Source organism: Klebsiella sp. C283 (genome assembly GCF_048822555.1).
In the GTDB taxonomy this organism is placed as follows: Bacteria; Pseudomonadota; Gammaproteobacteria; order Enterobacterales; family Enterobacteriaceae; genus Klebsiella; species Klebsiella quasipneumoniae.
Genome location: NZ_JBMEZS010000002.1, coordinates 293,450 through 306,599, shown reverse-complemented (window position 1 = coordinate 306,599; position 13,150 = coordinate 293,450). Strand labels below are relative to the sequence as shown.

General features: G+C 59.2%; 15 protein-coding genes. 11 read left to right on the top strand and 4 right to left on the bottom strand.

Annotated features, from left to right (window positions below):
* Nucleotides 1-277: 277 nt before the first annotated feature.
* From ACOI7Z_RS04520 to ACOI7Z_RS04505, 4 genes are read left to right on the top strand one after another with little or no spacing between them, the layout of a single operon-like run.
* The gene (locus tag ACOI7Z_RS04520; protein ID WP_004202641.1) at nucleotides 278-493 is read left to right on the top strand and encodes a hypothetical protein; all 216 of its coding nucleotides are present in this window, start codon (nucleotides 278-280) and stop codon (nucleotides 491-493) included.
* Nucleotides 494-516: 23 nt separating this feature from the next.
* Nucleotides 517-1,023, top strand: coding sequence for a ferritin-like domain-containing protein (locus tag ACOI7Z_RS04515; RefSeq protein WP_087848779.1), 507 nt, complete (start codon nucleotides 517-519; stop codon nucleotides 1,021-1,023).
* A gap of 16 nt (nucleotides 1,024-1,039) precedes the next feature.
* Nucleotides 1,040-1,213: a hypothetical protein gene (locus tag ACOI7Z_RS04510; protein ID WP_044523443.1), complete on the top strand. Its 174-nt coding sequence runs from the start codon at nucleotides 1,040-1,042 to the stop codon at nucleotides 1,211-1,213.
* 39 nt (nucleotides 1,214-1,252) lie between these two features.
* The gene (locus ACOI7Z_RS04505; RefSeq protein WP_087848780.1) at nucleotides 1,253-2,878 is read left to right on the top strand and encodes an alpha-amylase family protein; all 1,626 of its coding nucleotides are present in this window, start codon (nucleotides 1,253-1,255) and stop codon (nucleotides 2,876-2,878) included.
* On the opposite strand, the gene ACOI7Z_RS04500 is transcribed toward ACOI7Z_RS04505, so the two are convergent.
* From ACOI7Z_RS04500 to ACOI7Z_RS04490, 3 genes are all read right to left on the bottom strand, one after another.
* The gene (locus ACOI7Z_RS04500) at nucleotides 2,875-3,870 is read right to left on the bottom strand and encodes an SDR family oxidoreductase (protein ID WP_023289824.1); all 996 of its coding nucleotides are present in this window, start codon (nucleotides 3,868-3,870) and stop codon (nucleotides 2,875-2,877) included. The two genes, ACOI7Z_RS04505 and ACOI7Z_RS04500, sit on opposite strands and share 4 nt — an antisense overlap.
* Nucleotides 3,871-4,190: 320 nt before the next feature.
* A complete protein-coding gene (locus tag ACOI7Z_RS04495; protein WP_023289822.1) occupies nucleotides 4,191-4,637 on the bottom strand; it encodes a DUF421 domain-containing protein in 447 nt (148 codons plus the stop codon).
* An 8-nt stretch (nucleotides 4,638-4,645) separates the two neighbouring features.
* Entirely contained in the window at nucleotides 4,646-5,149 is a 504-nt protein-coding gene (locus tag ACOI7Z_RS04490; RefSeq protein WP_087848781.1) for a hypothetical protein, read from the bottom strand.
* A 145-nt stretch (nucleotides 5,150-5,294) separates the two neighbouring features.
* Here ACOI7Z_RS04490 and ACOI7Z_RS04485 point away from each other — a divergent pair, with 145 nt between their 5' ends.
* The 4 genes from ACOI7Z_RS04485 to ACOI7Z_RS04470 all read left to right on the top strand — a co-directional run bounded on the left by ACOI7Z_RS04485 (nucleotide 5,295) and on the right by ACOI7Z_RS04470 (nucleotide 7,390).
* Nucleotides 5,295-5,699 carry a YdeI family stress tolerance OB fold protein gene (locus tag ACOI7Z_RS04485; protein ID WP_032452981.1) on the top strand — a complete coding sequence of 135 codons (405 nt, stop codon included), beginning with the start codon at nucleotides 5,295-5,297 and terminating at the stop codon, nucleotides 5,697-5,699.
* A 15-nt stretch (nucleotides 5,700-5,714) separates the two neighbouring features.
* Complete coding sequence (locus tag ACOI7Z_RS04480; RefSeq protein ID WP_032452980.1) at nucleotides 5,715-5,861, top strand: hypothetical protein; 147 nt, start codon at nucleotides 5,715-5,717, stop codon at nucleotides 5,859-5,861.
* Between the two features lie 114 nt (nucleotides 5,862-5,975).
* Nucleotides 5,976-6,407: an OsmC family protein gene (locus ACOI7Z_RS04475; RefSeq protein ID WP_004202630.1), complete on the top strand. Its 432-nt coding sequence runs from the start codon at nucleotides 5,976-5,978 to the stop codon at nucleotides 6,405-6,407.
* 113 nt (nucleotides 6,408-6,520) lie between these two features.
* Nucleotides 6,521-7,390 (top strand): oxygenase MpaB family protein, encoded by an 870-nt coding sequence (locus ACOI7Z_RS04470; protein WP_023289819.1) that lies wholly within the window; start codon nucleotides 6,521-6,523, stop codon nucleotides 7,388-7,390.
* Nucleotide 7,391: 1 nt separating this feature from the next.
* Here ACOI7Z_RS04470 and ACOI7Z_RS04465 read toward each other — a convergent pair whose 3' ends face one another.
* Nucleotides 7,392-8,078: an ABC transporter substrate-binding protein gene (locus tag ACOI7Z_RS04465; RefSeq protein ID WP_087848782.1), complete on the bottom strand. Its 687-nt coding sequence runs from the start codon at nucleotides 8,076-8,078 to the stop codon at nucleotides 7,392-7,394.
* A gap of 221 nt (nucleotides 8,079-8,299) precedes the next feature.
* On the opposite strand from ACOI7Z_RS04465, the gene ACOI7Z_RS04460 reads away from it, so the two are divergent.
* The 3 genes from ACOI7Z_RS04460 (at nucleotide 8,300) to ACOI7Z_RS04450 (ending at nucleotide 13,021) form a co-directional block, all read left to right on the top strand.
* Nucleotides 8,300-9,241 carry a cation diffusion facilitator family transporter gene (locus ACOI7Z_RS04460; RefSeq protein WP_087848783.1) on the top strand — a complete coding sequence of 314 codons (942 nt, stop codon included), beginning with the start codon at nucleotides 8,300-8,302 and terminating at the stop codon, nucleotides 9,239-9,241.
* A 242-nt stretch (nucleotides 9,242-9,483) separates the two neighbouring features.
* A complete protein-coding gene (locus ACOI7Z_RS04455) occupies nucleotides 9,484-10,401 on the top strand; it encodes a bestrophin family protein (RefSeq protein WP_032452977.1) in 918 nt (305 codons plus the stop codon).
* Between the two features lie 319 nt (nucleotides 10,402-10,720).
* On the top strand, nucleotides 10,721-13,021 hold the full coding sequence (locus ACOI7Z_RS04450) for an FdhF/YdeP family oxidoreductase (RefSeq protein ID WP_087848784.1): 2,301 nt from the start codon (nucleotides 10,721-10,723) through the stop codon (nucleotides 13,019-13,021).
* The last annotated feature ends 129 nt before the right edge of the window (nucleotides 13,022-13,150 follow it).

The window sequence follows — 13,150 nt, the reverse complement described above, 5'->3', positions numbered from 1 at the left end:
TTTCTGTTTATTTGCGTACGCTTTCACTTACCCATCGTCTATTGTCCGCAACGGAAGAAAAGGAGCAGGATAATTAAATTATAGCAACCTTAATAATTAAGCGCTGTTTACCGCAACGGCAATGTGCCGGCGAAGCGGTAAGGGCGAGTAAATGACGGCACTGTTTTTATGGCTGCGGAAAGGGAAGATATTGTCAGCCGGGTATTAACCGCCGGATGCCAGGAGTGGGCAGCAACACATCCGCTTACTAAATATTGTTCAGATCTAAGGTAATAAAATGAAACTGACGCCGGTATTTATTAAGCGTTGTCATCTTGTGGCCGCCGTTATGTGGGTGGGTCTGGCGATACCCTCGTTAATCTGGTGGAAAGACAGCGTCCTGTGGGTCATTCTCATCAGTATTTACGCTAATATTGTTGGGCATTTATCCGGATATAGCGCAGCGCGAGCTGACCAGGCGGCGGAAGAGAATGAAGACTCCCCGTCAAAATAAAAAATTAATGATCAGAGGTGTATATGACGGATAGTGAAAATTACCATAACTGGCTTCGCGATGCCCATGCCATGGAAAAACAGGCCGAGTCACTGCTTATGGCCACCATCAGACGCCTCGATAATGAACCGCAATTACGGACCCGCCTTGAACAACATCTCTATGAAACCCGTCGGCAACTGTCGGCCCTGCAGGACCTTATCGCCCGCAACCATATCTCCCGCTCGGCGCTGAAGGATGCGATGAGCCGGGTCGCAGCCCTGGGCCAGACTATTGGCATCATGCTGCCCGGCGATGAGCTCATTAAACTGATTATCACCGCCTACGTTTTTGCCCATTTTGAGGTCGCCTGCTATACCGCTTTATTAACGGCGGCGAAGCGAGTGGGGGACCATAGCGCGATGCCTACTCTGGAAGGGATCCTTGCCGAAGAGAGAGGGATGGCTGACTGGCTGCTGCATCATTTGCCGGCGCTGGCCGGGCAATATCTGATGCATAACAATCTGCCCGGCGTTGAGGCCGGACAATAAGCCGCCGGAGTCAATTATGGTTAAGCGCCACACCATCGCGCTGCTCGCCACCGAGAAAGCGGTTCCGCTGAAATTAACCGCCAGGCAGCAGGCGCTGGTGGACGCGGTGGCCAACAGGGCCCCTCCTGCAGAGCCCGATCCCGTACCGCCTGTCGGCAAAGCAGACGTCAGGAACAGGAGGGCGCGCTGAGGAAGCTGACAGTGGCGGGCAGAACGCAAGGTGATAGTGATGCAACAGGAAGAGTGGTTTCACAGAGCGGTCATCTATCAGGTGGACAGTTCTCTGTTTTACGATGCCAACGGCGATGGGTTTGGCGATCTTGCCGGTATACGCCAAAAGCTGCACTACATTCGTAGTCTGGGGGCGACGGTGCTCTGGCTGACCCCTTTCTATCTCACCCCACTGCAGGATGATGGCTATGATATCAGCGACCATCTGCAGCCCGATCCCCGCTTCGGGACCATCGCCGACGTGATTGAGCTGATTGCCCGCGCCCGGGAGCTGGGACTGCGGGTGATCGTTGAGCTGGTTATCCAACACACCTCCGCCCGGCACCCGTGGTTTCAGGCGGCGCGACGCGATCCCCGCTCGCCGTGGCGGCCATACTATCTTTGGGCCGATCGGCCGCCGGAGAACGACGATCCGCCCATGTTTCCCGGCGTCGAGGAGAGCGTCTGGAGCTGGGACGACCAGGCCGGACAATACTATCGTCACATGTTTTATCGGCATGAGCCCGACCTGAATCTCGCTCATCCGCCGGTGATCGCCGAAATAGAAAACATCATCACCTTCTGGCTGCAGGCCGGGGTGTCAGGATTTCGCCTCGATGCGGCGTCACATCTGGTGAAGCAGGCCGGGAAGGGCGAAGAGGCGCGGGGCTACCCGCTGCTGACGCATCTTCGCCAGGTCGTGCAGCGCCTCAATCCCGACGCGATACTGTTGGGTGAAGTGGACGTGGAGGTGGAAGCGTATCGCCATTATTTCGGCCGCGGCGATCGGCTGCAGATGGTGCTCAATTTCTGGCTTAATAAATACCTCTATGTCAGCCTGGCGCAGCAGCGCGCCGCCCCGGTGGTGAAGGCGCTGCAGGCGATGGTGGCCCCGCCGGACGGATGCTGCTTCGTCAACTGGCTGCGTAACCATGATGAACTGGACCTTGAGGGGATTGGCGAACGCAACAAGCGCCAGGTTATCCGCACCTTTGCCCCGGATAAATCGATGTCGGTTTACCAGCGCGGCGTGCGCCGGCGGCTGGCGCCGATGCTGGGTGGTGATACCCGACGCATCGCGCTGGCTCATGCTATCCTGCTGGCGCTGCCTGGCGTGCCGGTGATGCGCTATGGCGACGAGATTGGGATGGGCGACGATCTGCGCTTACCGGAGCGCTACGCGGTCCGAACGCCGATGCAGTGGTCGGCGGCGCCCAACGGCGGCTTCTCCCGGGCGGCGCGTGAGGATTTGCCGGTAAAACCGGTGGCCAGCGGACGGTTTCGCTACCAGCGGATCAATGTCGAAGCGGCGCTGCGCCACCCCCGCTCGCTACTGCATCGGGTGCGCAATATGGTGCTGGCGCGCACGGAATATACTGAACCGGGATCCATCCCCTTTACCCTCCTTACGGTGAAGCCTGCCGCGGTGCTGGCCTTGTGCTATCGCAGCGAATCGCGGGAGGTGCTGATGCTGGCGAACTGCGGCCAGCAGGCGGTAGAGGTCCAGCTCCCGCCGCTGGCCGAGGGCTACTGGAGCCCGATTCTGGAAGATAAGTTCTACCAGGACGGGCTGCACGGCGGGAAAGAGGCGCGGCTGGCGCTCTCAGGGTATGGCTACCGCTGGTTCAGCCGCAGCCTGCCTTAGCGCCGTCTCCCCGGTCGACGGAACAACGCCCGCAGGGCCATCGTCGCCACCGCCACACCGACGCCGGCAGCCACTTTTCCCGGGAGATCGGCGCTGATGGTCACTGCTTTACGCCGTGCGCCATCGTTAAAGGGGCCGTGTCCGGGATGATTGCCGCGCACCGGCGTGAACAGGTCGTCCTGGTGCTCTGCCGGCTTCGGCTGGCCGGTAAACTGTCCCTCCCACGCTTTCTTCACCATCAGCCGATCGAGCAGACGAGGGAAGAAGACCTGGCCGAGGATCGACTGGATGGTGCTTTTCCCCACCCACAGCTCGTTCACCGGCCGCTGGATCACGCTGTAGATAGCCTCGGCGGCGACCTCCGGCTGATAGACCGGCGGTACCGGCTGCATGGCCTGATCCATTTTGTTGCGTGCCCAGCCAAACTGAGCGGTGTTCATCCCCGGCAGCTGGACCATGGTCAACTGGATGTGGCTTTTCTCATGCATCAGCTCGGTGCGCACGGCATCGGTGAAGCCGCGAATGGCCGCTTTGGCTCCGCAATAGGCCGACTGCAGGGGGATCGAGCGCCAGGCCAGCGCCGATCCAGCCTGAATAATCACCCCCCGATCCCGGGGCGTCATCACCTCCAGCGCCGCGCGGGTGCCGTTGACATACCCAAGATAGGTCACCTCCGTCACCCGGCGAAATTCGTCGTCGCTCATCTGACGAAAGGGCGCCAGCACGGTGGTCATGGCGTTGTTGATCCAGACGTCTATGGCACCGAGGGTGGCTTCCACCTCGGCGGCGGCGCGCTGCACAGCCCCGGCATCGGCAACATCGGCGCTAATCGCCAGCGTTTTGACGCCAAACCGTTCGCAGGCCTGCTGCGTCTCCTGCAGACCCGTTTCATCGCGGGCGATCAGCGCCACGTGATACCCTGCGCGGGCGAAACGCAGCGCGGTGGCTTTTCCTGCCCCGGCGGTTCCGCCGGTAATAACCATCACGGACATAGTGACCTCATTCATTTTTTCGCTATCGTAAATTTAAGCTGCACGGATCGAATAATTATTAAGCACAAATAACAACGGTGAGGTGGGAAATATCCTGGAATAAGCGCAGTGTGAATCAGGCGACATATCCTGATGACTCTGGCCTGTTTCTGCATAAGCAGGCGTTGAGGTTCTATAATCTGTAAGGTCCCTGACAACCCGCGAGGAGGAAAAATGTTGACATTAAACACGCGTAGCGTAGAAAAAGAAGAGGATGACGCCACCCGCGCCCCGGAATCGGGGGATAAACAACCGGAGCGCGATAAATAGCTATTCCGGTGTTATTCCTGTTGCGGAATAATGGATATCTGGCCGTTACGTTCGAGAATAGCGAATTTGATCGCTTTCAGTTCATAAATCCCATGGTGCTGCCTGGCCGCCAGCAGGATATCATCGACAGAAATATTGACGAGCTTGATTTTCTCATCGATGACAGCACCATTTTCCACCACGATAACCGGCGTGCCATCAAGGAAATTTTCCGCCTGGGCAAATTTTTTCTTAATATAACCAAATAAAATATCAATACTGACCAGGGTGACGATAGTCAGCATCGAACCGGTGACGGAATAGTCTGTGCTGAGCATCGCCTGCTGGGTAGCTTCGCTGATAATCAGCAGCAATATCAGGTCAAAATTCGTTAACTGCATCAGGGTTCGTCTGCCGGCAATCTTGAAAATAATCAGCAATATCAGATAGATTGCTGCGGCTCTAAGGACCATTTCCATCGCGACTCCTACGGATAGACAAACTGCTGCCAGTTGACGGCAGGGCGATCGTTGACGGCCGCCTGCAGGGAGAGCGTGCCTATGGTTTTGGGGGTAATCGCTAACCACACCGAGAGCGGCGAGCGGCTGGTCGTCCGCTGATACACCAGATATAATTTCCCGTCGGCACTGTACATTTTATCCGGCTGCGGGCGGATATCGCCAAGCTGGTAGCGAGTTAATAACGTGGCGGCGAAGCTGATCGTGGTGTCATTTTCCTGGTTGGGTTTGATCTGAATATTCAGTTCGGTTTCACTCATCAGTCTGGCATAACGCTGGTAATCGACGATTAATTCACCTCCTGCGCTTTCCCGGTGCGCCTCACTGAAATAACCAGAGGACCAAAGGCCGCTTAACGCGGTAAGGATAATGAGGCTGAGTGCAATTATCCCATAGCGCCTGAAGCGATATTCAAAGCGGAGGGCTCGTTCATTTTCGTCGACGATGGGACAAGGCTGTTGATTCTCAATCATTATTATTTTCCCCGCGTTTCGTTTCGGCATCAGCGCAACGATAAGGACATTCTTATATTAGACGATATCAGAACAATTGACTTTGTAAAAATGGCCAGCCTCAGCCAGGCTTTATTCTGTTCATCAGCAAAAACAAGGAGGCATGATGAAAAAATTAGCCTTGGCCATGGCCTGTTTGTTTGCCGCCGCTGTCGCGCAAGCGGACGATAAGGGCGGTTTTAGCCAGGATGCCGCGCCGCCGCCGCCGCACAAACTGGATGACGGCTATCGCGGCGTCGAGGAGGGGCGGATCATGACCGTTGAGCAGGCGAAAACCATGCACGACGGCGCCACGATTTCGCTGCGCGGCAATCTGCTGACCCGGCAGGGAGATGACCGTTATCAGTTTCGCGATAAAAGCGGCACCATCACCGCCATTATTCCGGTTGCCGCGTTTAATGAACAGCATGTAGAGCCTGACGATCTGGTCAGTATTAACGGTAGCCTTGATCGCAAAATGACGCCGCCGGTAGTGCGTATCGATCGCCTGCTCAAACAGTCGCCTAAATAAGGGGAGCTTGCCGGTATGAGCACAACATCTCACCCGCATGGCGAGGAGCGCGGGAAGCACCCTGCGCGCGAGGCGCCGGGCGAACAGGGCGAAGTGCCGCGTAAACGGGACGACAGCGAGGATGACAAAACCGATCCTTATCATCCTCACGATGGCCGTTAGCGTCACCCGCAACGGGTACTTTTCGGGAATGCCGGGGTGGCGGGCCGCAGAATAGACGCAGGTTCGGCATCAGGCACTATACTTTTTGTTCGACATCATCACAGGAGGAGTCATATGGCGATTCATAAGAAAGGGCTGGCGCACTGGGAAGGCGATCTCAAACATGGCAAAGGCACCGTGTCGACGGAGAGCGGGGCGCTGAGCCAGCAGCCCTACGGCTTTAACACCCGTTTTGAAGGGGTGAAAGGCACCAACCCCGAGGAGCTGATCGGCGCCGCGCATGCCGCCTGCTTCTCGATGGCTCTGTCGCTGATGCTCAGCGAAGAGGGCTATACCGCGACGTCCATCGACACTACCGCGGTGGTCACCCTCAATAAAACCGACGGCGGGTTTGCGATAACCGACATCGCGCTGCAAAGCCAGATTGTCCTGCCGGGCGTCGCGCCGGCGGCGTTCGATGAGATCATCCAGAAAGCGAAGGCCGGCTGCCCGGTATCGCAGGTGCTGAAAGCCAATATCACCCTCGACTACCAGCTGAATCCGTAAGCTGTCGTGCCCGCACTCTGCGGGCACCGTTCCCGCGATCTCTCTCCCCGCCACTGCCTCCGCTGCGCAATAGTGGTATCTTGGGTCCTTTCGCAAACGTAAAGGACTCCATCATGATCGGCATTCGCGGGATGATCGAGGCGCAGGTGCTCGGCCTGACCGGCATGGCGCTAAAAGAGATTGATTTTGAACAGCCCAAAGGGGAGCCGGGGCTGTTTGGTCCGCAATCAGCCATCTGGCAGGTGCATGGCGATTTTACCTCTATGTTGTGCGGCGGCATTAGCGCGCTGCTGCTGCAGATGCTGCATCCCCTGGCGCTGGCCGGCGTCTGGGACCACTCCCGTTTTCGCGAGGATATCTTTGGCCGCCTGCGCCGCACCAGTCAGTTTATCTCCGCCACCACCTTTGCCGCCACCCCTGACGCGGAGCGGCTGATCGCCAAAGTGCAGGGGATCCATCAGCGGATCGCCGGGGTGGACAAGGACGGCACGCCGTATCAGGCAAGCGACCCGGCGCTGTTGACCTGGGTGCATGTCGCCGAGTGCAGCCGCTTTATGGCCTCCCATCTGCGCTATAAGCGCACGGTGGTCAGCGTCCAGCGCCAGGAGGACTATTTTCGCGAGTCGGCGGAGATCGCTCGCCGGCTGGGGGCCGAGGATATTCCCCGGACGCCGAATGAGGTCGCGGACTATCTTGAGGCGATGCGCCCGCAGCTGCGCTGTGACGAACGTACCCGGGAGGTGGCTGAGGTGCTGCTCACCACCCGTCTGCCGGGTCGCCTGAGTCAGCCGGTTGGCCAGGTGATGATGCGGGCCGGGATCGATCTTCTGCCGCCATGGGCGCAGGAGATGCTGGGACTGTCGCTGACGCCGCTGCAGCGGCGCACGACGCGTCTGATGGTGCAGGCTATCGCCCGCGTGCTGCGCGCCTCGGTACGCAACGGCGCCTGGCATTGCGCCATGCGCCGGATGGCGGAGGCGTGATTCAGCCCGCCTCGCCCAGGTGCCGGGCAATCAGCGCCTCCAGGCTACCGTCCGCTCGCCATTCGTTCAACGCGTCGTTCACCGCGCTAAAGCGGGCCACGTCTTCCCGGGCGACGCAGATGGCCTGCTGGATCTCGGTAAAATTATCCGCCAGGACCCGCACCTCCGGATGGCGGCGCGCTGTCGCCTCCAGCGGCTGACGGATGCCGGCGACCATATCCCCTTCACCGGCGAGGAAGGCGTCGATGGCCTCCTGCGAGGAGGGGAGACGATTCAGGCTGGCGTGCTGCAGATGGCGGGTTAACCACAGATCGTAGGCGGCGTTTTGCCCGACGTTAATCGTGGTTGCCGGGCGATCCATATCGGCCACGCTCTGGCAGGGCGAACCGGCTCTCACCAGCGCGGTTCCCTGGATGGTGATATAGGGAGAGGTAAAGCGCAGGGTCGCCTCCCGTGCCGGATCGATGGCCAGAAAGGCAATATCCCAGCGTTCGCCGCCGGCGTCGGCCACCACTTTACCGGCGGCAGGATAGGTGACGAACTCGGCGGCGACGCCCCAGCGCTTCGCCAGTCGATGGCTGAGCTCGGGGGTAATGCCTGTCGGCACGCCCCTTTCGCCAGGATGGGCCAGTACCGCATTGCCCAGATTAATGGCAAAACGCAGTCGGGAGGGTGTGATATCTGACATCGCTGACTCCTATGGTGGCTAAGAGAAGGCGGCCCGACCTGTCGGCGCCAGTGATAAGATAGTCCATCCGCGCGCGGTTGTACCTCTCCGGCCACACTTTCAGAATCTATTCATTAACGACCGCAGCGAATTCGTTAAACCGCAAGGCAATGACTTTTATATTGTTAAGCATAAACTCAGCTTGTCAGTTTATTCTTCCCGCTCACTGAGGGAGAGAAATAATGACACAACATAATTTTGACAATGATAATAAATATCATCAGCGTTCGGAGCAGGCGCGAAAGAGTACCCTGGTTAGCGTGGTGGTCAATATTTTTCTCTCCGCGTTGCAGATTGCGGTGGGAATATTCTCGGGTTCCCAGGGGTTAATTGCCGATGGAATGCACTCTTTTTCCGATCTGCTCGCCGATGGCGTTGTGCTGGTGGCGAATAAAAAGAGTCGCCGGCCCTCTGACCACGATCACCATTATGGCCACTGGCGCTATGAGAACGGCGCCTCTCTGGTCCTCGGCGCGATCCTGGCGCTGGTCGGGGTCGGTATGCTGTGGTCTGCAGCGGGTCATCTCGCGCAACCGCAGACGATTGCGCCGGTGCACAGCGTGGCGCTGTGGATGGCGCTGACGGCGCTGGTGGTCAAAGAGGGGCTGTTTCGCTATATGCTGGCGGCCGCCAGGCGGCTGAACTCCTCGCTGCTCATCGCCAACGCCTGGCATGCCCGCTCGGACGCCGCGTCATCCCTGGTGGTGGCGCTGGGGATCATCGGTAATCTGGCCGGGTTTGCCTGGTTCGATCCGCTCGCCGCGCTGGCGGTGGGGCTGGTGATTACGCGGATGGGCTATCGTTTCGCCGCCACCGCGCTGCACGATTTAATGGACCGCGCCGTCGATGAAGAGATGCAGCGGGCGATCGCCGGCACACTGCGGGCCACGCCGGGCGTAGCGGGTCTGCACGATTTGAAAACCCGTAAGGCGGGGGATCTGGTGCTGGTGGATGTCCATCTCGAGGTGGCCGGAGAGCTGTCGGTAGCCGAAGGGCATCAGATTGCCCGGCAGGCGCGGGCGCGGGTCATAGCGCACCATCCGGTGCTCAATGTGATGGTGCATCTCGATCCCAGCGCGGCGGTTGCCGGTTCGCCGGGGAAGGCAAACTGCCTGACGTCATAAGCGGAAAACAGACTGGCTCAGCGGTTATTTTATCCCTGAGCCATTATTCCTCGGCCACCCGCTCGCACTTTGATTGCCCGAACGATAAATAAGGCTCATACTGAGCCGGCCATGACCATCGCTAAATAATGGCGCAGATCTGCCCGTTGCAGTTAACGATAAAATAAACCAATCGGTTCATCGATACTCTCTATTTTTTATTAAGAGATAATAACCAGAGCGGTAATTCAGGAAGTCAGACAATGATCATTCGGCCAGAACAACACTGGTTTCTTCGCCTATTTGACTGGCACGGCTCCGTGCTGTCAAAAATCATCTTTCGTCTGCTGCTTAATGTGCTGATGTCCATCATCGCCATTATCAGCTATCAATGGTACGCGCAGTGGGGGATCCACTTAACGGTGGCGCCGTTCAGCCTGCTGGGGATCGCGATAGCGATTTTCCTCGGCTTTCGCAACAGCGCCAGCTACAGCCGCTTCGTCGAGGCGCGCAATCTGTGGGGGACGGTGCTTATCGCCGAACGTACGCTGGTGCGCCAGTTGCGCAATATCCTGCCGGCCGAACACGATGCCCATCGCCGCATCGTCAGCTATCTGGTGGCTTTTAGCTGGAGCCTGAAGCACCAGCTGCGCAAAACCGATCCGACGGCTGACCTGCGGCGGTTGCTGCCGGCGGACCAGGTGGCGGAGATCCTCGCCAGCTCAATGCCCACCAACCGGATCCTGCTGCTGGTCGGCAACGAAATCGGCCAGCTGCGCGAGGCGGGCAAGCTTAGCGACATCACCTATGGGCTGATGGACAACAAACTCGATGAGCTGGCGCACGTGCTGGGCGGCTGCGAAAGGCTGGCCACCACCCCGGTGCCGTTCGCCTATACCCTGATCCTACAGCGCACCGTGTATCTGTTCTGCACGCTGCTGCCGTTCGCCCTGGTCGGGGATCTGCACTACATGACGCCGTTTGTCTCGGTCTTTATCTCCTACACCTTTTTGTCGTGGGATTCACTGGCGGAAGAGCTGGAAGATCCCTTCGGCACCGCCGCCAACGACCTGCCGCTGAACGCGATGTGCAATACCATTGAGCGCAATCTGCTCGACATGACCGGTCAACATCCGCTGCCGGAGACGCTGCGTCCGGACCGGTACTTCAACCTGACCTGAGCCCTGCGCACCGGGCAGTTTCCGCTGCCCGGTCATCACTTTCCCGCGCCCATGCGACCCGCCGCGCGGAGGGGGGGATAAAAGCAAAATTTGCAAATAAGTTAAATTTAACACCCGATAGATAACATCAATTATACAGATTTGTGGTGTATGTTATTATTCGGTTAACAAACGCAGTACCTACGCTTTCCCATCGTACTATCCTTGAGAAACAGCATTCTTATCAGGTGACGCCGCGCACACCACGCCTCGTCGCCGGGGCCGTCGCACGCTTTTTTTCCGCCGGCGGCGGCCAGAACAGAGCAGCAGGAGTAAAAAGATGACCAATAAAAGACGCGCGGTTCCCGGTGTTCACCCTTATGACGGTCCGGCAGGCGGGTGGGGCGCGTTGAAGGCGACGGCCATCGCCGTGCGTACCCAGATGGATGCCTTTGAAGCGCCCGCCACGCTGCTGCGAACCAACCAGCCTGACGGTTTCGATTGCCCGGGCTGCGCCTGGCCGGATAAAGAGCATAAATCCACTTTTCAGTTTTGCGAAAACGGCGCCAAAGCTGTGACCTGGGAGGCGACCACCAAACGGGTGACGCCAGCGTTCCTCGCGGCTAACACCGTGACCTCCCTGCTGGCGAAAAGCGATTTTGAACTGGAGGGCTATGGCCGCTTAACACATCCTTTGGTTTACGACCGCGCCAGCGACACGCTGCGCCCGGTGGCGTGGGAAGAGGCTTTCGCCCGTATCGGCGAGATCCTTCGCGGCCTGCAGCCGGATGAAGTTGAATTCTACACCTCCGGACGGGCCTCCAATGAAGCGGCGTGGCTGTTTCAGCTGTTTGCCCGCGAGTATGGCACCAATAACTTTCCCGACTGCTCTAACATGTGCCATGAATCCACCAGCGTGGGCCTGCCGCAGTCGATCGGCATTGGCAAAGGCACCGTTTCCCTCGACGATTTTGACCAGACCGAGCTGGTGATCTCTATCGGCCATAATCCGGGCACCAACCACCCGCGGATGATGGGCACCCTGCATGAGCTTTCCCGCCGCGGCGTGCCGATTATCGTTTTTAATCCGCTGCGTGAGCGGGCGCTGGAGCGTTTTGCCGACCCGCAAAACGTGATGGAGATGGCGACGTATCGCTCGACGCCGATCGCCTCGACCTACTACCAGGTGCGGGCCGGCGGCGACGCGGCGGCGCTGAAAGGGATCGCCAAAGCGCTGCTGCAGCTGGAGGAGGAGCAGGGCCAGGTGCTCGACCACGCGTTTATTGCGCAACATACCCAAGGGTTCGCCGCCTTCGCCGAGGATCTGCACGCCACCCGCTGGCAGGACATTGAGCAGGAGTCCGGTCTGACGCGCGAGTCGCTGACCCAGGTCGCCGTGGCCTACGCCAAATCCAGGGCCACCATCGTCACCTACGGCATGGGGATCACTCAGCATAATAAAGGCACTTCCAACGTCCGGCTGATTGCCGACCTGCTGCTGATGCGCGGCAATATCGGCAAGCCGGGGGCCGGCATCTGTCCGCTGCGCGGCCACTCTAACGTGCAGGGAAACCGCACCGTTGGGATCAGCGAAAAACCTTCCGCGGCCTTCCTCGACAGCCTGCAGCGGGTGATGGGGATCACGCCGCCGCGGCATCATGGTCACGATGCGGTGAAGGCGCTGGAGGCCATGATCGCCGGCGACGCCAAAGCCCTGATCTGCCTCGGGGGCAACTTCGCCGTGGCGATGCCGGATCACGAACGCGCCTTCCCGGCGATGCGCGGCCTTGAGCTCAGCGTGCACGTCGGCACCAAGCTCAACCGCTCGCACCTGCTGACGGCGAAAGAGACCTTTATTCTGCCGTGCCTTGGCCGCACCGAGCTTGACCTGCAGGCCAGCGGTCGACAGTCGATCACCGTCGAGGATTCGATGTCGATGGTGCATGCCTCGTCAGGCAAGCTAAAGCCCGCCTCGCCGACGCTGCGCTCGGAGCCGGCGATTGTCGCCGGTCTGGCGATGGCCACTCTGCCGGCCAGCAAAGTGGACTGGCTGTATCTGGTGGAAGATTACGACCGTATTCGGGAGCTGATCGAACAGACCATTCCGGGGTTCGAGAATTATAACCAGCGCATTCGCCACCCCGGGGGCTTTCGCATGCCGCTGCCGCCGACCGAGCGCATCTGGCCTACCGCCACCGGCAAAGCCATGTTCTCGGTTTTCAAAGGTGTGCATGAGAACGTGGTGGTGGAGGGCGAGGAGGTGATGCGCTTAGTCACCCTGCGCAGCCACGACCAGTACAACACCACCATCTACGCCATGGATGACCGCTACCGCGGCGTCTTCGGTCGCCGCGACGTGCTGTTTATGAACGAGCAGGATATGGCCGACCAGGGTCTGGAGCATGGCGATCGGGTCGATATCCACACTGCGCTGCCGGGCAGCTCGCTGACGCTCAGAGATATCACGGTGGTGGCCTACGGCATCGCGCCCGGCACCGTCGGCGCCTATTATCCGGAAGCCAACGTGCTGGTGCCGCTGAACTATCTGGATGAAGAGAGCGGAACGCCCTCCTATAAGTCGGTCCCCGTCCGCCTGACGCTGCGCTCGAAAGAGATCCGCCCGCTGTCCGGCGTGCGTTAAAGAAAGAGGGCGTTGGGCGGCGTCGCGCCGTCCTGCGCCCGTCGCCCCCTCGTCTCCTCGCTTGAATTTATCGGTTATGAAACTAACATTCTGGTAACCTGTGCGCGGCCCCGGGGGTGAACGGCGGGG